Annotated in this window: 23 protein-coding genes; 7 read left to right on the top strand and 16 right to left on the bottom strand. The window is 30.8% G+C overall.

What is annotated here, in order from left to right:
- The first annotated feature begins 225 nt into the window (after positions 1-225).
- The 4 genes from B5E48_RS10225 (at position 226) to B5E48_RS10210 (ending at position 4,344) form a co-directional block, all read left to right on the top strand.
- Complete coding sequence (locus B5E48_RS10225) at positions 226-915, top strand: TVP38/TMEM64 family protein (RefSeq protein ID WP_224759495.1); 690 nt, start codon at positions 226-228, stop codon at positions 913-915.
- Between the two features lie 74 nt (positions 916-989).
- Complete coding sequence (locus B5E48_RS10220; RefSeq protein WP_087244864.1) at positions 990-1,697, top strand: response regulator transcription factor; 708 nt, start codon at positions 990-992, stop codon at positions 1,695-1,697.
- 2 nt (positions 1,698-1,699) lie between these two features.
- Complete coding sequence (locus B5E48_RS10215; RefSeq protein ID WP_087304981.1) at positions 1,700-3,814, top strand: sensor histidine kinase; 2,115 nt, start codon at positions 1,700-1,702, stop codon at positions 3,812-3,814.
- A gap of 107 nt (positions 3,815-3,921) precedes the next feature.
- Positions 3,922-4,344 (top strand): DUF2871 domain-containing protein, encoded by a 423-nt coding sequence (locus B5E48_RS10210; RefSeq protein WP_087304980.1) that lies wholly within the window; start codon positions 3,922-3,924, stop codon positions 4,342-4,344.
- A gap of 6 nt (positions 4,345-4,350) precedes the next feature.
- Here the strand turns inward: B5E48_RS10210 and B5E48_RS10205 are convergent, their stop codons facing one another.
- The gene (locus B5E48_RS10205) at positions 4,351-5,358 is read right to left on the bottom strand and encodes a YeiH family protein (protein ID WP_087304979.1); all 1,008 of its coding nucleotides are present in this window, start codon (positions 5,356-5,358) and stop codon (positions 4,351-4,353) included.
- Between the two features lie 113 nt (positions 5,359-5,471).
- Between B5E48_RS10205 and B5E48_RS10200 the strand changes: the two genes are divergently transcribed.
- Entirely contained in the window at positions 5,472-6,338 is an 867-nt protein-coding gene (locus B5E48_RS10200) for a LysR family transcriptional regulator (RefSeq protein WP_087304978.1), read from the top strand.
- On the top strand, positions 6,335-6,607 hold the full coding sequence (locus B5E48_RS10195; RefSeq protein WP_087304977.1) for a DUF1294 domain-containing protein: 273 nt from the start codon (positions 6,335-6,337) through the stop codon (positions 6,605-6,607). The genes B5E48_RS10200 and B5E48_RS10195 overlap by 4 nt, the downstream gene beginning before the upstream one ends.
- Here the strand turns inward: B5E48_RS10195 and B5E48_RS10190 are convergent.
- The 10 genes from B5E48_RS10190 to B5E48_RS10145 all read right to left on the bottom strand — a co-directional run bounded on the left by B5E48_RS10190 (position 6,602) and on the right by B5E48_RS10145 (position 20,342).
- Positions 6,602-6,946: a SpoVG family protein gene (locus B5E48_RS10190; protein ID WP_087244858.1), complete on the bottom strand. Its 345-nt coding sequence runs from the start codon at positions 6,944-6,946 to the stop codon at positions 6,602-6,604. The two genes, B5E48_RS10195 and B5E48_RS10190, sit on opposite strands and share 6 nt — an antisense overlap.
- A 27-nt stretch (positions 6,947-6,973) precedes the next feature.
- On the bottom strand, positions 6,974-7,552 hold the full coding sequence (locus tag B5E48_RS10185; protein WP_087304976.1) for a GrpB family protein: 579 nt from the start codon (positions 7,550-7,552) through the stop codon (positions 6,974-6,976).
- 133 nt (positions 7,553-7,685) lie between these two features.
- Positions 7,686-13,508: a lamin tail domain-containing protein gene (locus B5E48_RS10180; protein WP_087304975.1), complete on the bottom strand. Its 5,823-nt coding sequence runs from the start codon at positions 13,506-13,508 to the stop codon at positions 7,686-7,688.
- A 385-nt stretch (positions 13,509-13,893) separates the two neighbouring features.
- Positions 13,894-15,498: a hypothetical protein gene (locus tag B5E48_RS10175; protein WP_241146964.1), complete on the bottom strand. Its 1,605-nt coding sequence runs from the start codon at positions 15,496-15,498 to the stop codon at positions 13,894-13,896.
- Positions 15,470-16,198 carry an ABC transporter ATP-binding protein gene (locus tag B5E48_RS10170; protein ID WP_087304973.1) on the bottom strand — a complete coding sequence of 243 codons (729 nt, stop codon included), beginning with the start codon at positions 16,196-16,198 and terminating at the stop codon, positions 15,470-15,472. The genes B5E48_RS10175 and B5E48_RS10170 overlap by 29 nt, the downstream gene beginning before the upstream one ends.
- A 70-nt stretch (positions 16,199-16,268) precedes the next feature.
- A complete protein-coding gene (locus tag B5E48_RS10165; protein ID WP_087304972.1) occupies positions 16,269-16,910 on the bottom strand; it encodes an SdpI family protein in 642 nt (213 codons plus the stop codon).
- Between the two features lie 2 nt (positions 16,911-16,912).
- Complete coding sequence (locus tag B5E48_RS10160; RefSeq protein WP_087244852.1) at positions 16,913-17,176, bottom strand: autorepressor SdpR family transcription factor; 264 nt, start codon at positions 17,174-17,176, stop codon at positions 16,913-16,915.
- A gap of 132 nt (positions 17,177-17,308) precedes the next feature.
- Positions 17,309-17,578, bottom strand: coding sequence for a phosphocarrier protein HPr (locus tag B5E48_RS10155; RefSeq protein WP_087244851.1), 270 nt, complete (start codon positions 17,576-17,578; stop codon positions 17,309-17,311).
- 196 nt (positions 17,579-17,774) lie between these two features.
- Positions 17,775-18,827: a class I SAM-dependent methyltransferase gene (locus tag B5E48_RS10150; RefSeq protein ID WP_241146963.1), complete on the bottom strand. Its 1,053-nt coding sequence runs from the start codon at positions 18,825-18,827 to the stop codon at positions 17,775-17,777.
- Between the two features lie 9 nt (positions 18,828-18,836).
- Positions 18,837-20,342 carry a WG repeat-containing protein gene (locus B5E48_RS10145; RefSeq protein ID WP_087304971.1) on the bottom strand — a complete coding sequence of 502 codons (1,506 nt, stop codon included), beginning with the start codon at positions 20,340-20,342 and terminating at the stop codon, positions 18,837-18,839.
- 104 nt (positions 20,343-20,446) lie between these two features.
- Between B5E48_RS10145 and B5E48_RS10140 the strand changes: the two genes are divergently transcribed.
- Complete coding sequence (locus B5E48_RS10140; RefSeq protein WP_087304970.1) at positions 20,447-20,986, top strand: nitroreductase family protein; 540 nt, start codon at positions 20,447-20,449, stop codon at positions 20,984-20,986.
- A 61-nt stretch (positions 20,987-21,047) separates the two neighbouring features.
- Here B5E48_RS10140 and B5E48_RS10135 read toward each other — a convergent pair whose 3' ends face one another.
- The 5 genes from B5E48_RS10135 to B5E48_RS10115 form a co-directional block, all read right to left on the bottom strand.
- Complete coding sequence (locus B5E48_RS10135) at positions 21,048-21,266, bottom strand: DUF6465 family protein (protein ID WP_087244848.1); 219 nt, start codon at positions 21,264-21,266, stop codon at positions 21,048-21,050.
- Positions 21,267-21,639: 373 nt separating this feature from the next.
- The gene (typA, locus tag B5E48_RS10130; RefSeq protein ID WP_087296876.1) at positions 21,640-23,463 is read right to left on the bottom strand and encodes a translational GTPase TypA; all 1,824 of its coding nucleotides are present in this window, start codon (positions 23,461-23,463) and stop codon (positions 21,640-21,642) included.
- A gap of 107 nt (positions 23,464-23,570) precedes the next feature.
- On the bottom strand, positions 23,571-24,305 hold the full coding sequence (locus tag B5E48_RS10125; RefSeq protein ID WP_087304969.1) for an alpha/beta hydrolase: 735 nt from the start codon (positions 24,303-24,305) through the stop codon (positions 23,571-23,573).
- Between the two features lie 13 nt (positions 24,306-24,318).
- Positions 24,319-24,966 carry an SGNH/GDSL hydrolase family protein gene (locus B5E48_RS10120; RefSeq protein ID WP_087304968.1) on the bottom strand — a complete coding sequence of 216 codons (648 nt, stop codon included), beginning with the start codon at positions 24,964-24,966 and terminating at the stop codon, positions 24,319-24,321.
- 34 nt (positions 24,967-25,000) lie between these two features.
- Positions 25,001-25,315 carry a branched-chain amino acid transporter permease gene (locus B5E48_RS10115; RefSeq protein ID WP_087304967.1) on the bottom strand — a complete coding sequence of 105 codons (315 nt, stop codon included), beginning with the start codon at positions 25,313-25,315 and terminating at the stop codon, positions 25,001-25,003.
- Positions 25,316-25,724: the final 409 nt, after the last annotated feature.

The raw sequence follows: 25,724 nt of genomic DNA, 5'->3' as shown, positions 1-25,724 counted from the left end.
GGAGCCTCAAAGTTTGCGTACTTGGAAAGAAGTCATCCACGACAATGGATATAATACCATATATTCTTTCATTTGAAAACTAAAAGCTGTTGACTTTTTTACTTTGTCAACAGCCTGAACAAGCTTAGCTTGTTTTTTTATTTTCTTTAGAAAATCTTTATCTTTTTACTGGTTTCCTTTTTCGCTTTTTCGTTCATACTATCAATGTCGATAGGAGTGACCTTTATGATCAATAAAATCAAACAACATAAAAAAGAAATTCAATTTATAATCAAGTGTCTACTTATCATGGGTTTGATATGTTTATGCTTATATCAACCTATGATGAAGATCTTTGAAAATCCTCAGTTACTAAGAAATCAGCTACAAAGTTTTGGTTTATTTGGACAAATCATTTTTGTTGGTATTGTTATTTTACAAGTTATATTTGTTTTTCTTCCAGGTGAAATTGTAGAAATTATGGCCGGATTTATTTATGGCCCATTTGTAGGACTCCTCTTATGTTTAATAGGGAGTGCTATGGGTTCGTTACTGATTTATACTTTTGTTAAAAAATGGGGACAAAATTTTATTCAGCGTTTTATCAGTTTAGATCAGATAAATCAGGTTCATTTTTTACATAACCCAGAAAAAAGAAATATTTTATGTTTTATTGTTTTCTTTATACCTGGTACACCTAAAGATATTCTCACTTATCTCATTCCATTAACAGATATGAAACTTTCAACATTTCTGTTCATTACAACTATCGCAAGAACACCTTCAATTATCACATCTACCATTGGTGGTCATGCATTAGGAATTGAAGATTATCTGTTTTCTATCATTATCTTTGTCGTAACGGGTATTATTTCTTTCATTGGTATTTACATCTATAAAAAAATAAACAAACGAAAATTATCATATCATCTTTAGAAAATCTTTCGTTTTATCCTCTACTTTTCTTTTTTAAATTCAAGTATAATGTAGAAAAGTCGGGAGGGGTTTTTATGGATTATAATATATTAATTGTAGAAGATGAAATTGAAATCTGTGATGCAATTGAGATTTATTTAAAAACACAAAACTATCATGTTTTTAAAGCGCATAATGGTATTGAAGGATTAGACATTGTTGAAAAAGAAACTATTCATCTTGCTATTGTGGATATCATGATGCCAGTGATGGATGGCATTCAAATGACAATGAAAATGAGAGAAAAATATGATTTTCCTATTATTATGCTTTCAGCCAAATCAGAAGATATTGATAAAGTCACTGGACTAAACATCGGAGCAGATGATTATGTCACAAAGCCTTTTGTGCCAATTGAATTACTTGCCAGAGTCTCATCACAGCTTAGACGTTATCGCAAATATCTAGATGCAACTGCAAAGAAAACATCACAGAATGTCTATACTGTTGGTGGTTTAGAGCTTAATTTAGATACCAAAACAGTGAGTGTAGATAATCGTCAAATCAAGGTCACACCTATTGAATTTAAAATCTTACAATTACTCATGGAGTATCCTGGAAAAGTTTTTTCAGCTGAAAACATTTATGAAAGTGTCTGGAAAGAAGATGCTATTAACACGGATACAGTGATGGTTCATGTTCGTAATTTAAGGGAAAAAATAGAATTAGATCCAAAACATCCTCAATATTTAAAAGTTGTGTGGGGCGTTGGATATAAAATTGAAAAACAAGGCAGGGATTAACTATGAAAATCAAAAAACATATCGCAAGTATTATTATCTTGGTAACACTGATAATAACAAGTATAGGAACTTATTTATGTTATCCTTTTATAAATCAAGCTACTCAAAAATCTAGTTTTGAAAGCCGTGATATTTCGGATTATATGTCTTCTTATCTGATTGAATACAGTTATGCATCTGATTTTCTACTCAAGGAAAGTCAAGATCCATCTGCTTCCATTTATGATTATTATCAATCTTCACAAGATGAAATCAATGCAGATTATTATTATGACTTCCAGTCAGCTGTAGAAGATAAAGTGAATGAACTCCATCAAAAAGAAGATATTTTCTTCCATATCACTGATCATCAATCACAAAAACAATTCTCTAATACCAATGATCCCATTTCTCAAATCTCACAAAACAAGGATTTACAAGACAAATATCAATGGTATATGCAAATTGAATTTGATAACAAAGGTGTTCCAAAAGTTATCCATACAAATGATGAGCATATCAATATTTATTCTCTAGAATCTCTCTTCTCTTATAGCACCACATTTTATGATGATTATAGTCAAGAAGATATCACAATTCGCTATCAACCTTTACAAAATATCACTATAACCTTTGCGATTAGTGATCAATTGCATATGACCAGTCAAATTGGTTCTTATCTGATGAATATATCACGTAGCCAATTATATCTCTACTCACTTCCATATATTTTCACTGCAATTGTGGTTTGTTGTATTGTCACATTATGTATTCCTATGAAATATCTTGAACAAAGTCGTTTCTTATCTTTTGTGATGCGTATTAAATTTGCCTTTCTGGCTATTATATGGGGAACATTAGCTATTATGATGTATGCTGGCACGGCAATTATGATTGCAGGTACTATCCAAGATCAGTTCCAATATATTTACCAGCAATTTGCGATTGAAGCTATTGGTCCCTATTTAACTCCAGCCATCAATATCGCTTATTACTTTATTTTCTATCTCCTCTTTATCATCTTAGCTTACTTTATGAAATATCTTTTCCATAAGGGACTCAAAAAATACTTTTGGGAAAATACATGTCTTGGATGGCTAATAACTCATGGCTATCAGATTATGAATAAAGTCATTGATTTTGATCTAGATGATTCTTTAAACAAAACTGTCTTAAAAATCGTTTTATTCAATCTCTTGATTATAGCAGGATGTTCAATATTCTTTGTTTTTGGTATATTTTTTGCAGTGATTTATTCTATTATTATCTTTATTTTAATAAGAAAGAAATTTCAAGATATTCAAAATGATTATCATACATTATTAAAAGCGACTCAACAATTATCTAATGGTCATTTTGATGTACAGATTAATCAAGATATTGGTATCTTCAATCCTTTAAAAGATGAATTTGTTCATATCAAGGATGGATTTGAAAAAGCTGTGAAGGAAGAAGTCAAATCTCAAAGAATGAAAACGGAATTGATTTCTAATGTTTCTCATGATTTAAAAACACCATTAACTTCTATTATCACTTATGTAGATTTATTAAAGAATAACAATCTTAGCAGTGATGATCGTCAACATTATTTAGATATCTTAGAAAGAAATTCTTTAAGACTGAAAAATTTAATTGAAGATTTATTTGAAGTCAGCAAAGCCAATAGTGGAGATGTCAAATTAAATCTTGTGGATATAGATATCATTTCGCTTATTAAGCAATCTCAACTAGAATGTCAGGATAATTTAGATGAGAAATCTTTATCCATGAAATGGAATTCATCCCAAGACAAGATGATGTGTCATTTAGATAGTTCTAAAACTTATCGTATTTTTGAAAATCTATTTATGAATATTAGTAAATACGCTTTACCACATACACGTGTTTATATTGATATTCATGATCATGATGACCATGTAGAAATTATCTTTAAAAATATATCTGAAGAAGAAATGACATTTAATGAAAATGAAATCGTAGAAAGATTTGTTCAAGGAGATAAATCAAGAAATACGCATGGCTCTGGTTTAGGACTAGCCATTGTCAAGAGCTTTACTGAAATACAAGGTGGGCAATTCAAAGTAGAGCTTGACGGTGATTTATTTAAGACTATTGTCATCTTCCCTAAATGTTCATAAAACAAAGAAGTTTTCGATTTGAAAACTTCTTTTTATTTGCATATTCATTGACAAGATTCTCTCTACGCATTAAGATATCCAAAGAATAGAATGGGGAGGTTCATTCAATGAAAAAATTAATAAATGTTTCAATGATTTATATGATAGCAGCTCTTGTGGCGGGTGTTTTTTATAGAGAATTGACTAAATTTAATCAATTCACAGGAAAAACAACATTAAGTGTTACACATACGCATTTATTTATTTTGGGTGTCTTTGTTTTCTTGTTGTTGGCACTCTTTATTAAAAATGATAAAGATATATTAGAAAGCTCATTATTTAAGAAATTCTTTATTTTATATAACATAGCTTTACCATTTTTTATTATCATGTTGATGACAAGAGGAGTTGTTCAAGTCTTGAATATTCAATTATCAACTGCAATGAATGCGATGATTTCTGGTATCGCTGGAATCTCACATATACTTTTAGCGCTATCTTTTGTTTTATTCTTTATCATTCTACGAAAAAAATCTATTCAAGCCGAATAGATTTTTTTATGAAAACAATAAAGCAATCAAAATGAATGCAAAGATGATTTGTGATGTTCCTGTTAAACATCCATATAACATAGCTTTAGGTCCTTCTTTAATAAGATCAGCAAATTTAACACGCATACCAATGGCTGCTAAAGCAATAATCTCAAATTGAGAACTTACCATTTTTGCAGATGTAGAAATGATGGCTGGTAAAATGCCTGTACTATTGATAATACTAAAAATAAAGAATCCAATAACAAACCATGGGACTTTGGCTTTAACCTTAGCTGCTACTCCTTCTTTTTTAGCAAACAATGGCTGATTTTCATCAAGATTCATCTTGGCATATGTTAAAGCAACGACAACCACAAAAATGATTCTGACAATCTTAAAGATTGTCGCAAATTCCACAACTTCCTGATTGACAAGTGATGCTGATGCAATGACCTGTCCAATAGATTGCAGTGTTCCACCAATCATCGCTGAAGTTTGAAGTGTTTCATGATGATATAATAAGCTTGTTAAAATAGGTAAGACAACCATCAAGATTGTTCCTGTGACATTGACAATTGTAATTGAAATACCTTTATCTTTACTGTCAGCTTCCACAATTGGAGAAACTGTTCCTATGGCCGAAGAACCACAAACAGCATTCCCCGCACACATTAACAATGAAAATTTCTTTGTGAATTTTAATCTTCTTCCAATAAAATAACACATAGCGATAGTCAATATCATTTGTAAAGCAATAAAGGCAACACCTTGTATACCAATTCCCATAATATCTGTTAATTGTAATGTTAAACCTGTTAAAACAATAGAATATTCTAATAAACGACTTTCTGAAAATTTCGTTCCCACATTAAAAATATCTTTATTTAAAAATGTATTGCCTGCAAGCATTCCAATTCCAATCGCAAAAAGTGCAGCACCAATACTTGGAAAAAACTTCGCAATCTGCTGAGCTATAAGTCCAATAGCCAGACAAACTATAAATCCTGGTAATATATCTTTGATTTTATTCATTTTGTCATCTCCCCTTATCAACCAGAGTTATATTACCACAATTTTTCTATAAATAAAAATTATGATATTTTATTTATTATAACAATATATTATAATGAAGATGAGGTGATTTTATGATAGATGATAAAATGAGAACATTCGTAGAAGTCGTTGAATGTCAAAACTATACTCAGGCAGCTAAAAATTTACATATTACTCAGCCTGCCGTTACACAACATATCAAAGCTCTGGAAGAACATTATCAACAAAAGTTTATTGATAGCACTCATAAATCTTTCCATCTCACCAAAATGGGTGAACTTTTATATCACTATGCCAAAACACAGATTCATAATGAAGATCTTTTTCAAAAACAGCTTCAAACAGTTTATCCACCTTTAACCATTGGCTCAACACTATCCATTGCCGATTATTATATTCCTCATATGATTGCGAAAAAATTCATTCAAACTTCTCGTCCATGTGAAATTGTTGTCGCTAATACGCATACTTTAATTCAAAAACTCATTAATGGTGAAGTTGAATGTGCTTTTGTAGAAGGACAGTTTGATACACAATTATTTGATTATCATTTATTAAAACAGGAAAGATTTATTGCTGTTGCAAGTATTCATCATCCTTTAGCTCATCAAAAAATAACATTTGAACAGCTTTTTGCATATCCATTACTCATTAGAGAAAAAGGTTCTGGAACAAGAGATATCCTAGAAAATTATTTACAACAGACAATCTATCCTCTTTCACGTTTTTCACATTTTATTGAAGTGGGTAGTTTATCTATGATAAAAACATTGCTTATGGACAGTCAGGCAGTTACTTTTTTATATGCTGGCGTTGTGAAAGAGGAAATACAAAATCAACAATTAATTGAATTACAGATTGAAAACTTTCATATTTCTCGTCCTATGCACTTCATTTATCTCAAATCACATATTCATAAAGATGAGTATCAGCAATTATTTCATATGATGACAGAATGAGAAAGGAGTTTTCTATGATTTATTTCCTTATCATCCATTGTATTGGCTTTATAATAATGAAAATAGATAAATCCAAAGCCAAGCATCACTTATATCGTATAAGTGAAAAAGCACTTTTTACAGTTGCCATTATCGGTGGCAGCTTAGGCGTATGGCTAGGGATGTATCTATTTCATCATAAAACTAAACATTGGTATTTTGTATGGGGTATTCCTATAATTGTCATCATACAGATGATAATCATATATAAACTGCATTTTCATCTATGATTGATTCACAATTTGAAAATCATCATAAGTTAAATCGAGAAATGGAATATTTGTATTTTGACATTGATAAAAGAGTGAACTTTCTTGAGATTGCATTAAATCTTCAACGCATCTTAAAAGAAGATTTTCAAAGACTTGGCGAGCAGGCGCTGAAATAGGATGATAAATATCTCTATATTCACCTTTGATTAACTGACTTGGCATGGCAATAAAATATCCATTTTCTTTTTCTATAATTTTAATATCATGTAAAGCAAGAACGCCTCCTATTGTTAAAGTAGCAGAGGCTTTTAAACTTCCACCATGATAAACCTTTGTTATTTTTATTGTATCTATCATATAATCTTTCCTTTCTGTATTTTCTTTTTATTCTTGATTTGTCTTGTTCTCTTGAATGGCATCACTGAGAATTTTTTGAACAACTTCACTTTTGGCATCAGCATAGTTCTGTACATATTTCCATGTTTTCTTTGCTAACTCTTTTTTTGTATTCTCATAAAGTTCTCTCGCATCATCGTGTAAGCGTAAATAATTCCTAAACAAGAGATACTTTTCAATTTCTTTTGAATCCTTAGAAAAAACATGTAAATTGATATCCGTATCTGGTCCTTTAAACATATGATGATTTTCAAAATCTGGTTCTTTGATACGCAAGATATAACCATGTTCACATAAATCATTGACATATAGTTCCTCTTTTCCAGCATCTTCAACCACCAGCAAAATATCAATAATAGGTTTTGCTGTCAAACCAGGTACAGAGGTTGAACCAATATGTTCAATCATTAAAGCACGTTCTTTTAATATTTTGGAGATTCTGTTTTTCTCTCTTTCAAATAAAACAGGCCATTTATCATCATAAGGTTTCAATAGAATTGTCTGATTATGTTCAATATTTCCACTCACAACAACTTTTTTAATATATTCATCAGTTAACTCTGTCATATCAGATTCCCTCCTTTTATCGATTATCATATTATATCATATACTTATCAAATGAAAATGGTGGATCCTCTATTTTGAGGTATCCACCTTCATTATTTATTACTTATCAGAAGTAAAATTGATTCCTTTTATATTACTTTTGAAATAAATCTTTGATTTTATTTTTTAATGTTAAATATACAATACCAATCAATGTTATAATGGCAACAAATAAATATCCAGCAAAGTTTCCATAAAGATCTGAGGTTTGTGGTTGCATAGATGATTGTACCTGTTGAATATTGTTTTGGCTTTGAATTTGTTGTGAAGGATTATCACTTTGTTGTGGAGTGTTCTGATTAGGATTTTGCATTGGTTTATTTTCATCAGGAAGAGAAGGTTGACCTTGAGATGATGATTCTGCTTTGACAGTAATCACTCTTCTAGCCTGAGTAGAATAACCATATTCATCATATACAGTATAAGTCAATTCATAAGTTCCAGGTTTTGATGTATTCACTTGACCAGCAACCTGAATTTGAGATGTAATATCTTTTCCTGTATAATCCGTTGCACTCACACCCTTCATTGGATCAAATTCTTCTCCAACAGTAAATGTATTATCTGATGGTAAAATAATTGTTGGTGCTTTTTCTTCTTTGTTCACTGTAATATACTGAACATCCGTTCTTGTCAATCCACCATTTTCATCAGTAATTTCAGCATACCATCCTAATGTTTGATTAGCCAGATTATTTAATGTCAATTGTGCAGTTTGACCACTTTCTACATTTTTAACTTCACCTAACACTTCACTTCCATAAACATCTATATCTAAAGATGAAGTTTCAAGACTCTTTGTCTTTGGTTCGATTCCCAATGCTGAAAAAGGAATTTCAAATTCTTCTTCTCCATTAATATTGGCGACATCACCAATATCAGTTTCATCTTTAGCATCATAATCATCTAATGAAGGTGAGTATGTACGAATAATAATTTTTTCACCTTCTAAATCAAAGTGCATTAAACGAATATATCCCATACCACCAGCTTTTAATCCTTGATAATCGAATAACATCTGATAAACCGTACGATCTGCAACACCATCATGATTATCATCAAAACTTTCTACATTTGTCTGAGCGTTATGATAATGTCCTGATAATACCATGCAAACATTTGGATTCACAGCTACGACTTCATCATGGATTCGTTGAGGTTCTTCACCCAAACCTCCACTAGCAAGTAAGTATTCATGGAAGTTCAAGATGGCCTTACGTTCAGGATATTGTGCTAAGACATCATTCATCCATTGAATTTCTTCATCACCAATACCCCATCCCATGTAAATCATAATAAAGTCAATACCACCTACACTAATTAAATCATAATGTCCTCGATTATCTTTATAACTTTGACCATACCAAGGATTCTGATTATATCTTTCTTCACCAAAATACTGAGAAAAACTTGTATAATCACCACTTAAATGACCAACATCATGGTTACCAGCCAATACACCATAAGGCATTCCTGCTTCATCAAGTATTTTATAAGCTTTATCGGCATTTTCCCATTCAGGATCAAGATGTTCATCATCAATAATATCTCCATCATGGAACATATATTGAATATTCATACGTTCTCTATTTGCGAGAACCCATTCATGAATATCTAACTGATACTGATATGAACCATCAACATCTTGTTCAGGATTACCATCATAATCTTCATTATAATATTGTGTATCACTTTCTACAACAAATGTAAAATCATAATCTTCGCGAGGAGTATCATCTTCATTAGAAGTTGTAATACGTGTTGTTTGTGAATCATATTGAGGTGGCGTATATCCTTCCCCATTTTGTATCATGACTCTTACTGATGAATCTTTGAGATAATCATTTAACTCTATTGATGCAGTTAATTCAATCTGACTGCCATCATAAATCTTTTGGGCATCTTGTAAATCCCATTCTTGAGTTGTGTGATTATAAACATACATAAATGTTTTGGCATTATTACTTTCACCTTCCCAATGAACTTTCATTGCATCCTTATTTGTAAATGAAGAATCAACCTTAATATCAAATTGCTGATATGGGAAGCCATTGGCAGAATTTGTTTCAAAAGACTGTTCATTAGTACCAGAAGTCTGACTCACACCTTGAGAAGCTTGAATATTTTGATCATTCAAAGTATATTTTTGGCCTTTCTTAAATGCAACATTCATAACATCATTTGTTGCATCACTCACTTGAACAGATAATGTAGGATCACCATGAATCACTGACCCATCACCTGGTGTGATTTCACCAACAGTAGCATTTTCTTCAGGAACAGTAAATGTTATTGTTTTGGTAGCCATATTCCCTACTTCATCTGTAGCAGTTAAAGATAAAACGTGTTCTCCAGCATCTAATGTCTTTGTATCAAATGCATAAGGCAATTCAATTGCTTGATTATCCAATGTTGCTAATAAAGAAACATTTTTACTTATAGCATCTTTAGCACTCGCTTCAATTGTATGACTTCTATATTGTGCATCTTCTTCCATATTTGTCATAATTTCAGGAGCCGTATTATCTACTATAAACTGTATAGATGATTCTCCAGTTTGAAGTGTATGCACACCATCTGATAACTTTGTTGTATCAAGATCATAACGTAATGAATCAAATGATGCTTCAGGAATATCAAATGTGACATAAAGAATTTCTATTTTACTTGTTCCATCTCCCATTGAAATTTCAGTTTGTGGAGAATAATTGTCCAATGTTTCTGGTTGATCTGGATGCCAGTTATCTGCAGTATGTTCAACTGCTCCAAGCCCCTTAACACCAGTATATTTTCCTCTCAAAGATGTACCATCAGGTAAAACAAGACGAATATTCTTTAAAACAAAATCATCGTTATTTTCAATATTATGTTCTAACACATTAGCTTTATTTCCAGCATGGAATGCAATTGTCACCTGTTTTTTATCATAATCAAAATATTTTGCATCTACATCATAACTATATGTCATCCATGAGTCATAAGTTCCTTCATTAAAGACACCTATTGAATCGTTACCTATAGAAACTGCATTTTTAAAGAAGACATCTGTCTGTGAAGCATCAAATGCAATTTTTGCTGAATTGCTAATAGATTTTTTGGCTTCACCTGTAATATCTTTACCATCAAGAATAAGGTTTTCTCCCGTTCCTATAATTTGTTGATTTTGTGATACCACTGTTTGATCATCTATATTGAAACGATCACCCTCAAGAGTTCCTTCTTCATTGTTTACCGTTTTCACATCAGTTGTTACTGTTTGATATCCATCACTAACAACAAAATAATATTCATAAGAAGATTTCCCAATTAAGTCAACACTTGCTAGAGTATAATTGAAAACATCTCCATTATTTCTTAAAAGATTATATTGAGTATAGCCGTTTGACTTATTATCTTTCATATATAATGATACAGTTTTAATCGTTGTCTCTTGTGAAGTTGCTTTGATTTCAAATGCAAAATCTTCATCTGTATGAAAAGTTGATGCTGTACGATCTTCTAAAACAGGTTCACTTACTGTATCTGGCAATACTGGAGAATATTGCGGTTTCGTATTACTATCAACTCTACCAGGTGTAGGCGTTCTATCATCACTCACTAATACAGACTGGAATTGTCCATTATTATATTGGTTTTGATAAACAATAGATTTGTCAGCTGTTGTATTATCAGTTCCATCCATATTATATGTTACATAATCAATCACATCTTTAACATTAGTCGCTATTTTAATTCCTCTCGCTCCACTATTAGACATCCCACCACATGAAATTTCAATCAATTGGTCATCTGAAAGATTTGTTCCCCATTTTTCATTAAAATTATCTTTTGTTAAAGCATCATTTGTACCATTTTTAATCCAGAAAACAAGTGTTTCTCCAGATTTTAAAATCTTATCTTCGTTTGTTTCCCACCAAATACTATCACTACCACTATCTGGATAATTATAATAGAGCTTATAATCTTTCAAATTTATATCCTTATTAGAGTTATTATAGATTTCAATAAATTCATACGCATCTGCACCATCTACATTAGAAGTATCTGGAATAACTTCAGTGATTGTTAAGGCAGGCGCATTTGTTACATCGACTTCTCCACTTTGAACTGGAATTAAAGATGATGTATAAGTAGCTTGATTGACTCCATCACTGATTGTGACTTTATAAGTTATACTGTCATAATTTTTAACAGCATTATATGCAATTGACCCTTTTAAAATATCATTGTCATATGTAAAGTTAATTGTATCAATGAGTGTTTCTCCACTATAAATATCTGCAGTTGCTGTGAAAACTTTTTCTAGATTTGTCTGAATCGTCATTTCATAATCTTGAAGATTTGAAACCACAGATGGTGCATCAATTGATACAGTAGGATTCTCTATCACATCAGGGCGTTGATATTCTCCAAAAATTTGATTAGAAACATTTCCTACAGTCTGTTCACCATCATAATGAACAACTCCTTCAGAGTTTACATATGTTACATAAATAGACTCATTTACATCTATTTTCTCATTAGAACTATCTTGTGCATTATATTCTGCACGATTTAATTCTAAACCTGTCTGTGAAGTAATCTTCATTATACGAGACCCAGAATTTGATAAACCATCACTTTGTACTGTCGTCAGATCTTTACCTTTTTCTAAAGCTGTTCCATAATTTTCATTGAAGTCGTTCACTGTATAATGAGCACTTATCACTTTTTCATTTTGAATCCATACAGTTAAAGTCTTCTTTGCTTCTAATTGAATATCATCTTCCAATATCCACTCAGTTTCTTTAGTTCCATTAACATAAATAAAATGATAATCTTTCAAATCTACTGTCTGATTACTAGCGTTATAAACTTCAAAATATTCAAATGCATCAGAGTTATCCACATTAACAGTATTAGGTACAAACTCAGTCAATAATAATGGTGATTGATATTTCACTGAATCTGTTGTCTCTGCTGTAATTGTCTTATTAGATTTTAATTCATTAACTCCATCAGTTAATTCAACTGATAACTCAAAAGATTCTAACCCACTTAAATCTGATGCAGGAATAGAAACAAAAAATTCACCATTATCATAAGTCATATTATATGACTTATTATTTATAAAGGCTTTTGCTTCTAATATAACAGAAGTTAAGTTTGTAGTTGCTTTCACAACATATGATGCATTTGGGTTAAATGTCTCATTAACTAATAGACTAACTGCTGCATCTTCATCCTTATTAACGACATAATGGTCATCTAATGTTTGTTCATCAACCAATGATCCTGGCGTTGGATCTCCATCATAGCCAAGTGTCAATTCTTGAATACGACCATCCTGATATTGAAATGTAATCCCCTTTTTTGTCTGGGCCTTTGCTTCTCCATCATTATAAGTCATAGAATTAATGACTTGCTTAGTATCCTTGACAAGGACTTCCATTGAACGTTCTTCAGAATTACTAAAACCATTCACCGATTCATTTGTTTTCACAATATTTACTGATTCATCAGTAATGTTATAGTAAGAGCGGAATTGATTTTCATCAAGTGAGTCACTTTCACTATTACGTACCCATACAACCAATGTCTCCCCTGCTTCGATTGTTGTACCTTCAGGGATTTCCCATAAAGTATTTTTACTTCCATTGACATTTTGAATAAGATAATTATCCATATTTAAAGTTTGATTCGTTGTATTGTAAAGCTCAATATATTCAAACGCATCTGTACCTGATGCAGTTGTCATATCAGATTGATGTGTATCAGCTACAATCTCACTAATCATTACTGGACTTATAATTTTTGAAGCATTCTTTGTAAGTGTATCTGTTGCATGAACAACAGATAATGCATTCAAATTCATTGATGATGCCACAACAAGAACACTCATACTACTACCAATTAACTTTTTAGCTTTTTTTCCCATTTTGTTTCCTCCATTTATAAACGGATTATAACAAAACAGCTTCTAAAGATTGTTAATGTCAGGTAAAAAGTACATTAATAGTTTTTAATGACATCAAAACATTGATTTGAAACCACCTTATCCACTATATGAAAGCAATTTATTTCATGCTAGATTAAAATGATATAAATTGCTTTTTGTTGATTAGCACATTCATTATTCTTGCTTTAATATCATAAAAATGACTTACATTATAATTATGAGTGCAATTAGATTGTATAATGTATTTCCATAATCTCTATATACAAAAAAACGACAATGATGATCGTAATTGATATTCATTGCCGTTTTCTTCTTTGAGATGATTTTACGATTATTTATCTCGTACAGCCTTTTATTCTACTTTTTATATATGTTCAAATTGTTGTATACCCCACGTTTGAATTGTCTGATAAAGAACAACATCTAAAATAATAACAATCATAATCACACTATACATATACATAGACACAGACATAAGATTGATCAACCATAATCCATAAACCATTGCGATAACAATCGCAACCCCCATTGAAATAAACATCGTTAAAACAACAGGTAAACTCTGTTTCACACAGACTGTTTCATTAACCCAGTCAAACTTAGGCTTCCATAAATTGAGTAATAATCCTAAAAAATCAATCAATAGTGTAAATAAGATAGGAACAACCAAGACAAGTAAGCTATCAATCATTCCAATACCTGTCACATAAATCAAAGCGACAGAAAGAATTAAACCACCGGGAATACATAAGAAAGCATGCATAGCTAATTTTGAATTTAAAATATCCTGTGTTGTTATAGGGAGTGATTTAATAATCCAGAAACGATCTCCTTCTAAAGAAATAGAGGATGCACTGATCATATTTAATGATGATACAGCAATAACCATTAAACATAACACTGGAGTCATATATTCTTGAATCTGAGAAATAGAAGCAATCATTTGAATTTCATCTTGATAAATCAAGACAGCTCCCGCAGCGATGATACAAAGAATAATACCCATTGCTCCATTCAACATCACCATCGCATTAGAAGTAAAATGTTTGATTTCTCTGATGAAAAGAGCTTTAAACATTGTATTTTGCTTCATTGGTTTTGCTTTATAGATGGCTTTTTTCACTTTTGGTTTCGATGTTGCCATCTTTGTAAAGTTAACTGACAATAAGTAAATAACCAAAACAAATGGTAAAACTGCACATAACAAATAAATGATAAAGCTTATCACATTTCCTTCACTTAATGCCAGACTCAAATGATACAGCGGAAACATTGAACTTTCAATGGCTTCTGCTATTGTCTTTCCATTTTCCAAGAGCCATGTCATATATGTTTGTATAGAATTCACTGCATACATATATAAACCAAATGCTCCTACAAATAAAACAACAGAAATCATTGTTTTAAAACGATGAATCTTCACAAGTACATGTGCTAATATCCAGCTAAATAAACAAGATATAGCTAATACAAATAATGGCAATGTCAAACAAACACCAATAAACATAAGAATTTCAATCAAATTCATGCCTACATTTGTTATATAAACATAAAAAGCTGGTAATGCAATGAGTGCTTCATAAACATAATTTAATATCAGTATCGTAAAGACTCGGCTCAATAAAATATCACTATTTTTAATAGGCATAGCCAACAACAATTCATTATCTTTGGCTTCATAAATTTCATGATGTGTTAAGAAAATACTTCCTATAAAGCAAAGCAAAATAATGAATAATGCCATTAAAGCAAAGTATAACCATTCAATCCCCATCATTGAAAATGGTTCAATCAAAGAATAAAACAACATCCCAAACATGCCAATAAAGACAACACCTACATAAGCAAACAATAAACCAAATAATATCAGCTTTCCAATACTGTTCCCTTTTTTCTTAGAACTTTTTGTTTGTCTTAATAAAATACCCTGCAATCTAATCTTAATGAGCGTCATTAACATTGTCATCATCCTCCAACTCTAAGAAAACATCTTCAAGTGATTCATCACCAATTACATCTTGAGTCTTTCCACTGACAATCAATTTTCCTTGTTTAATAATCGCAATACGATCACATAACTTTTCAGCCACTTCCAAAACATGTGTTGAAAAGAAAATGGCACCACCACGATCACAATGATCACGCATGATTTGTTTTAATAAATGTGATGCTTTTGGATCCAATCCAACAAAAGGTTCATCCATTAAAATTAATTGTGGTTGATGTATAAAAGCTGAAATAATCGCTAACTTTTGTTTCATCCCGTGTGAATAAGCACTAATAGGTTGAGCCAGATCACTTGTTAAATCAAATATATCGCCGTACTTAGAAATACGTTCTTCTCTATCTTCCTTAGAAACCTGATAAACATCTGCTACAAAATTTAAATATTGAATTCCTGTGAGATATTCATATAAATCTGGATTATCTGGTATATAAGCCATGATTTGCTTACATTCTAAAGCATGACTTTTCATTGATTTTCCATTAATAATGATTTCCCCTTCATCAAAAGGCATAATACCAGCAACAGCTTTCAATGTTGTTGTTTTTCCTGCCCCATTATGACCAATAAAGCCATAAATATGTCCTCTTTCAATATGCAATGATAAATCATTAACAGCTTTATATTGATCATATTTCTTTGTTAAATGTTCAATCTTTAACATCTTATATATCCTCTCTTTCTATAAATAATTATTAATATTATTTATATTATATATTTTATATTTTTAATATTTAATCGTCAATCTTTTGACTACATTTTCTAAATAAAAAATAAGAATACACATAAATAAATACAGTCATACCTATAATACCAATCATCAATACCAGATAAGTGTACGAAAAATGAACTAATGCACTTATACCATTTATTAATCCAATCATCACAAAACAATATCCACTAATTTTATGTGTCTTTTTCCAAACATATTCACTTGCTAGTGTCCATGGTGTTTTGATGCCAAAGAAATAATTTTGTGGAACTTTTGGCAAATAATTTCCCATTCCTATCAATAATAACGACATCATCAACCATATAAAAATCTCAATATCCCCCTGTGGATTAAAAATCATATATTCAAAAAAGATAGCCAAAATAATAAAGAAAACTGTTAATCCACACTGAAAAATACGATATGTTTTCTGTCTTTTTTCTAAATTCATTCTTTTAGGATCAATATGCTTTGTAAGTGACATGCCATAATAAACAAATATTGGTAAAAAAGCTAAAAGGAAAACCCAATAACGACTTCCATATCCATCAATCTCCCATTGTCCATTCCAATGTATAGGAACAACATGAGGCATCATAAAAATACCTGCACACAAAAGAATTGTGACTAACCATAAAATCCAATCAAAAGCTCTCACTTTCATTTTCATTCCCCCATATCAATAAAATTCATAAACCACTTCATTACTTCTTGAAAAACAGACATATCAATACTATAAACAATATTCTGCCCCTGTCTTTCATCAATGATCAAACCACTTGATTTCAAAATAGATAAATGATGTGATATAGATGGTTTCGTCATTTGAAAACAATCTGCAATTTCTCCAGCATTTAAAGGTCTATCCTGTAACAACTCTAAGATTCTTCTTCTCGTTGGATCACTTAACGCTTTAAATGCATCACCCATATCTCTCCCTCCTTTAATATTTAGATATTTATCTAAATATCTAAATATATTTTATCACTTTGCTTTCTATTGTCAAACAAAAGAAAAAAGAACTATACAAAATGTATAGTTCCATGTATTTGAAGCCTTATATTATTCAGCAACTTTTTGTTCTTTAATAACTTTAGCAATTGATGCGATTACGTCTTTTTCATCTTCACCTTCAGCTACGATTTCTACAGTAGCTTTAGTAGGAACACCTAAAGACATAACACCCATAATTGACTTCAAATTAACTTCTTTACCATTGTAACATAATTTGATATTGCTAGTAAATTTGCTAGCTTGGTTGACTAAGATAGTTGCAGGTCTAGCATGTAATCCAACTGGATCTGAAACTACAAAAGATAATTTTTCTGCCATCTTATTGACTCCTCCTTAATAATTTATAGTCTTATTATAACACATTTCAATTACTTTTCCATACATTTTCAAAAGTTTTTAATACGCTTTCATGATATTTTTTTGTCAAGTGTTTTAACTCTTTTTTTCTATTCCAAAAAGCATTGATATAATGAATAAAACTTCATATAAAAAGGAGAATTGACTCAAAATTCTCCTAAAAAGTTTTTTGTGCTACAACCAAAAATTGATGTGTTGTCATTTCAAAATATGAATGATCTTTCATTTCTTTTAAGGCCTGTAAATAGAAAACCTGATATCTATTGACATTCGCAAAGTCTGGTGACACTTTTGTAAAATATTGATATAATGACTGAATACTATGAAAACGAATTGTTCCATAATCTTCAAATTTATCAACAATACGCATACCAATACTTTCTAAAGTCTGTGCACAGCTTTCAGCATCCCACTTTCCTTTCATTTGGAAAGGCATATATAAACGAACAAATTCTTTTAAATTCTCTGTTCCATGCTGATTGACAATGAAATATCCACCTTTTTTCAAAACTCTTTGGATTTCATTTTTATCATAATTACATTCCTGGCACATAATAATATCTATTTTTTCATCTTTAAAAGGCATTTTTCCAGTTGGTGTCAATGTTGTGACTTTGACTGATGAATCATCTTCAAACTGACTCTGTACTCTTTGTGTATCCGTATAAGGTTCAACAACAAACATCGCTTCCGTATCATCTTTAAATTGACTCGCAAACTTTCCTGAATCCACACTCATGACAGCCAAATGATCTTCAGGTGTCATATATTGTCTTAAAATCGAAGTTTCATCATAATTTTGAGGTGTTAATGTATAATCTTTTTCAAAATCAGTATTTGGCGTAAAATGTTGTAATTCGTTTTGTAATAAATGCGCATCTTCAATTTGTCTACGACATCTTTTTTTACTATATATCAAAATAGCATATTGAACAACTGCATCAGCAACAATACCCATTGCTAAAAACAAGACAAAGTAAATAAACCACTCTAGACTAAACAGTGGTGCTGGTGATGAAATCAAATAACAGATAAAGCAAAGAAAGACCATATATCCAACACGATTATAATTAAATGGTTTATCTAAAGATAAAAACCAGTTCATATTGTTCATCTTTTCCATTTTACTTTTTGTTATTTCAAAAAAGACGACCTGCATTAAAAATAACACTGCTATAAAAATTAATAATAATATCATTAAATATTCCATATAAACTCCTTATTCTATACTTTCTCCCTCAATTGTATAATAATGATGTCCGTCTGAAAAATATCCCTCATTATGGAATGTTAAATCTCCTTCAATAGAAAACAATTCTTCCATATCATCATCTATACTATAGACATAACTTCTTCCATTTTTATTCAATAACAAATAATTTTCATCATTATATTCAATTAAAGGTGTTTCTGGTAAAGATGTATATTCAACAGGGAAGACTTCTTCTCCTGTTATATCAATAATACCATACATACCATTTTCATTATAAACCGCATAATATGAACTGCCTATGTACTCCATACGATAATATGCTTTTTCTGTCAATTTTTCACCTTTATCGTCGATTAATGAATAACCTTGATCATCAATTTTCACAATGGCTCTACCACAAGCATCAAATGGATTCGCTTCAAGATATGTTTGGTCAAACACCTGTTTATTGTCAAAATTATAATAGACATACCCTTTTTCTTGTACATAAACTGGATACATTTCAAAATTTAATTCCTGCACATTAGGATATAATTGACAATTTTCAAGTGTTCCTTTTGACTTTCCATCTTTATATATATAATGTGGTCCATAAACCTTTTCTTCACGTATTAAATATGTCTGTGTATCATAATAATAAGTATTAATTAAAGTTGGAACACCACCAATAGAATAAAGATATGTTTTATCATCAGAAGTTAAAATAATATTATCTTTATTATCAAAATAAGCATCTTTAATCGCAATGTTGTTTTGATAAACCTTTTGATTTTGAAAATCAATATATATCATACTTTTTAACTTCTCATCATTAATGATACATCCAGCATCATTTTGAAGTAAAAACGTATAAGTTCCTTTTTCTACTTCAAGATCAAAATCTTCATCTTCATTGCCAGTCACATAATAAAAGTGATTCTTATCTTTAAATCCAACAACCATAGATTTTCCATTTTGATATTGTGAAACATATGTCACAGCATCTTTTCCTCTATAAAGTTCTTCACCATTTTGATATAAAACAATATATTCTTTATCCTGATAAATCACTGGTAAATCAGTTTTCATAATACTTGTTTTGTCATTGGCCTGATACAAGATTTCGCCTTCACTATTTAAAACATAAAGATTATCTTTAACCAATTGATTTTGAGAAGTTTCTTCTTGTTTTTGATTATCTTGTTTTTGATCATCTTTTTTCTTTTCTTCTTTTTTAGTCGCAAAAAACATCTGATCTACACTTTCTAGTGTTTCATATTCACCCATTGGGATCATTTCATCACCTTCCAATGAAATCAATCCCACTTGTTTTTGACTATTTGTGACAATATATCCTAAGTTCCCAACACGTTCAAATGATTGGTATTGATATTCTGTTATTTGTTCACCTTCAGAATTATATAAAGCACTTAATTCTTTATCATTTGTTAACATAAAGTAGTTTAGTTTTTGATTTTGACTACATCCCACCAATAATAAAAGTGTTATGAGCCCAACGAATATTTTTTTCATCGTTCAATCCTCCTTTAGTTGCCCCTAGTATACCATAAAATATACTTTTTAGCATTGTTTTTTCAAACAATCAGACTATAATAGAAAATAAGGGGTGATATGAAATGAATGAAACATTACAAACAATCGCAAAAAGAAAAAGCTGTCGTAGCTATCGAAGTGAAATGATTAAAGATGAAGAACTTCAAGCTATTTTAAAAGCTGGAATTCAAGCACCTAGTGCTATGAATAGACAATTATGTGAAATCTATGCCATTACCAATTTGGCTTATATTGATGAATTAACGAATGCTATTAAAAAAGTAAGTGAAGAACGTGGTGAAAAGAAACCAGATACTTATCATTTCTCTTATCACGCTCCAGTATTACTGATTGTCAGTGGTCCTGAATATGATTCAAGACGTGTCGAAGATGGCAGCTGTATGTTGGAAAATATCTTTCTAGCAGCAACGAGTCTAAACATTGGTTCATGCTGGATCAATCAACTCCGTGATACACAAGATGTTGATGAAGTAAGAAACATTTTAAATAAAATGGGTATTCCTCATAATCATCAAGTTGTTGGTTGTGCTTCTATTGGTTATGTCAATCAAGAAACACCTACAAAAGATAAAAATGAAAACCGTATTCATATTGTTAAATAAGACATAAAGAAAGAGGCTCAAATGAGCCTCTTTCTTTGGGTATATGTTTGTAATATTAAGATTAACCGATGTATAATGGTTGGTCATTACCAACGACTTCACCAGTTTTTGTTGTCGCAACATAATATACAGAAGAATCTTCTGGTTTATAATAAACCTCTAATGTATCAATAGTTGTCATTTTAACACCTTTTGATTTAACATCCTCTTTTACTAACTTCTCAATAGATGTTGTTTCAACATTTTTATTATGAAATTGTACTTGTAATTTAATTTTCACTGCGTCCCCTCCTTAATTCATATTATAAATGAAAGCGTTTTACATTTCAATAAATTACTTCATTTACCTCCAACAATATACCACTTTTTTAAGAAATACTCAAATTTTTATTGAATTTTTTATGATTTTCTCATATTTTTTATATCATATTCTCAAAAATATTATCAAATTTTTAATACAAAAAACATATTTTATCAATTTATCTAATCTTTAAAATAATCGGATTTATCATTTCTTTGATTGATAAATCTTGATCAATCCCTTTAACAATTTACCTTATCAGCTATGTTTTCAACTACTATATCACAATTTTTCTCTTTTATTTTACATGAAAAAAGATTCTTACTTGTCCATTCAAGTAAGAACCCTTTCATTATCCATTCATTTTTTTCGTATAAGCTTTTCTTCTTTCATTTTCAGTTAATAAACGTTTTCTTAAACGAATATTCTTTGGTGTCACTTCTACAAGTTCATCATCATTAATATAATCTAAACAAGCTTCTAGGTTGAAAACTCTTGGTTTCTTTAAAACAACAGTTGAATCTTTTGTAGAAGAACGTGTATTTGTTAATTGTTTTCCTTTTGTGACATTGACAACCAAATCATTATCACGGCTATGTTCACCCACAATCATACCTTCATAAACTTCTACACCTGGACCAACAAACATAACTCCACGATCTTCAACACCGCCAAGGGCATAAGCTGTTGTTTGTCCTGTATCAATAGAAACAAGAACTCCTAACTGTCTTTCTCCAACAGTATCTCCTTCCATTGGACGATAATCTAAGAATGAATGATTGATAATTCCATATCCTTTTGTCATTGTTAAAAAGTTTGTCATGAATCCAATTAAACCACGTGATGGAATGATATAATGCACTTTTGTCATACCGTTATCAGATTCCATATTTTCTAATGTTCCACGTCTAAATCCTAAAGATTCAATAATGCTTCCAATACATTCATCTGGTGCTTCAATAAAGACTTCTTCATAAGGTTCACATTTAACACCATCAATTTCTTTAATAATAACTTTTGGTTTAGAAACCTGTAATTCAAATCCTTCACGACGCATATTTTCAATTAAGATAGATAAATGTAATTCTCCACGTCCTGAAACAATCCATTCTTCAGCATTTGGCACTCTTTCAATCTTTAAAGAGACATCTCTATTTGTTTCTTTAAATAATCTTTCTTCTACTTTACTTGCTGTGACAAACTTACCTTCTTTACCTGCAAATGGTGAAGTATTTGTACCAAAAACCATTTGAATTGTTGGTTCATCAATACGTAATAATGGTAAAGGTTCTTCATGTCCCATTGTACAGACAGTTTCACCAACACCAATATCCGCAAGTCCCGCAATAGCAACAATGTCCCCAGCACTAGCTTCTTCAATTTCAATTCTATGTAATCCTAAAAAGCCAAATAATTTTTGAACTCTAAATTGTGTTTTTGTTCCATCTGCTCGTAAACAAACAACAGTTTCATTAACTTTAACTTTTCCTCTTTGAATACGTCCAATACCAATACGCCCTACATATTCATTATAGTCAAGTAAAGCAGGCTGGAACTGTAATCCACCTTCTTCATCTACTAATGGAGCTGGAATTTCATTGATAATCATATCAAATAAACAATCCATATTAGGAACCTGAGTTGCAATATCAGGATCTAAACTTGATGTTCCCATTAAAGCTGAAACAAAGACAGTTGGGAAATCTAACTGATTATCATCAGCACCTAATTCCATAAATAATTCTAAAACTTCATCCATAACTTCATGAATACGAACAACTGGACGATCGACTTTATTAATCACGACAATTGGTTTCACTTTAGCTTCTAGAGCCTTCTTTAATACAAAACGTGTTTGTGGCATTGTTCCTTCATAAGCATCAACAACCAATAAAACACCATCAACCATATTCATGATACGTTCTACTTCACCACCAAAGTCAGCATGACCAGGTGTATCCATAATATTAATACGATAATCTTTATAATTAATAGCAGTATTTTTAGCTAAAATAGTAATTCCACGTTCTCTTTCAATGGCATTTGAATCCATTGCTCTTTCAGCAATCTGTTCATTATCCTTTAATGTTCCAGATAATTTTAATAACTGATCAACAAGAGTTGTTTTTCCATGGTCAACGTGAGCAATAATTGCTATATTTCTAATGTTATTCATGTTTTTCACTCCTCCTTTTTGCCTTTTTGATTATAACACAATTCATTGAAAAGACAATACAAAAAGCTTGACTCTTTATTGAATTTATCATGAAAAATACAGGGAGTTTAGCCCTGTATGAAAAAATCATATGTCAGTTGAATCACCTGACGAATATGTTCTAAATTATCATAATTGTGTGTCGCACCTTCTATTGGATGAAAAACTGGATTGAGAAAACCTTTTAAATATTTCTGAGATATCGCATAAGGAACTGTTGTATCTTCAGTTCCATGAATAATCATAAGATCATTTTGATAAGTATCTAAATCCTGATATAAATCTCTCGATGTTATATCTTCAACAAATTCATGAGAGATTTCAAAACCACTATGATCATAATAAGGAGCTTCTTCAACATGCCCTTTTAAATATTCAATCGCTTCAGGAAGATTGAATGCAGGTGCCCACAAACACATTTTAGAAATATCTTGAGGATACATTTTAGCAACCTCACTTGCGATAGCTCCACCCATAGAATGACCAAGCAAATAAATATCTGTCACACAATCCATCTGCTTGACTTCCTCTAAGATTTTGATAGCTGAATCTAATTCATTTTGAAAAGTCATATCTTTAAAATCTAAATCAGATTGTCCACTGCCTAAAAAATCCATACGAATGGTTCCAATATTTTGTTTTTCCAGCATTCTTGATAATTGTACATAAGAAAATTTTGTTCCTGTATTTTGACCTGTAAAACCATGAAAAATAATACATACTGGATATTGATTTCCATCAGGTTTATGAAAGAATCCACGCATAACTCCTTGTTTTGTCTTAATTTCATAATATTCTTGCATGTCTTTATCCCCCTTATAATTGATTGAAAATCGCCTCTGTCAATAAAGCATAACCATCTTCGTTAATATGTAAACCATCAATAAAAACATCTTCTCTTAAAATATTGTCTTGATATAAAGACTGATAAATATCTATAAAGTGAACATAGTCATAAGGTATCATACGTTTATATTCCTGCATGATCATCTGTAAAATATCATGACTTCTTAAACCTTGATGCATAGCCTGATAACCATGAACCTTTTCAATACACGGTATTGGGCTCAACAAATGAATTTGACATTCTGGTAAATTATAATGAATAATCTCTACCATTTCTTTAATATTTAAAGCAATATCCCTTGGACTTGCCATCACTGTATTTCCTAAATCATTTGTTCCTACTAAAATAAAGACTTGGCTTGGATGATATTTGATAACCCCTTCATCGACAAAATGAAGCAACATATCAGATGTTATACCACCAATTCCACAATTATAGACCGGTCCTAAATGTCTAAAAATATGTTCAACATCATAATATTCAATGATGGAATCTCCATAAAAAACAATACTGTTTTCTTCTATATATCTTTGTTGTTGGATAATCTGTATCATTCTTTTTAAAACAGACTCTCTTAACTGATAAATATTTGTATCAAATTTCATATTTTCTCTCATAGATTTCACCTACCTATTTCCATTATAACATATGTTATATGAAAATAATTTGAACACATAACATGTAAATCACAGTTCCACCAATAATAGATAATAATGTATTACGTTTTATAAGATATAAAAGAATAACGCTCCCAACCCCAATTATCTCACATATTCCATGATTTCCACTGAATAAATCAACACTTCTTAAACAATAAACGACAAGCATTGCCATAATGGCATAAGGCAATACATCTCCAAGATATTCAATAATGGGATAAGATTTACTTTTAAAGATGAAAAAAGGCAAAACTCTGGTTAAAAAGGTTACACAAGCCATAACACTAATCAATATGATTTCATGCATTTTCCTTTCCTCCTTTTTGGTGCGCACGTTCTTGCGCTTAATATATATTTCTTTTGAAATCATCGCTCCTGCATTGCGATGTAAAGCAACCGACTTACCTTTAGGGGATAACCCGACGGGGACCAAAGCATGTCGGTAAAGCCAGGATTAGTTCTCTATGAACGAGTGGCCTGGCTAGCTAGGCCATATATGGTAAAGCTTCCAGAGCTGAATCCAAGTCTTGTGGTTTTAGGAAGACATTCAGGTAACCACTCCTGTCTCTAAACAGTATATTCAATATTCAAGGGATTGAATATAAGCAGGCCGTTTAGCACAGTTGACATCATCAACCTAAAAGACCAATTGGATACCTAAGTATGGAGTGACTATATTAAGCGTTACCGTGATATACCCTAGTGCTCTGGTTTTT

Source organism: Massilimicrobiota sp. An105 (genome assembly GCF_002161155.1).
Taxonomy (GTDB): Bacteria; Bacillota_I; Bacilli_A; order Erysipelotrichales; family Coprobacillaceae; genus Allocoprobacillus; species Allocoprobacillus merdigallinarum.
Note: the sequence above shows the minus strand (reverse complement) of the source record. Positions and strands in the feature narration are given on the sequence as shown.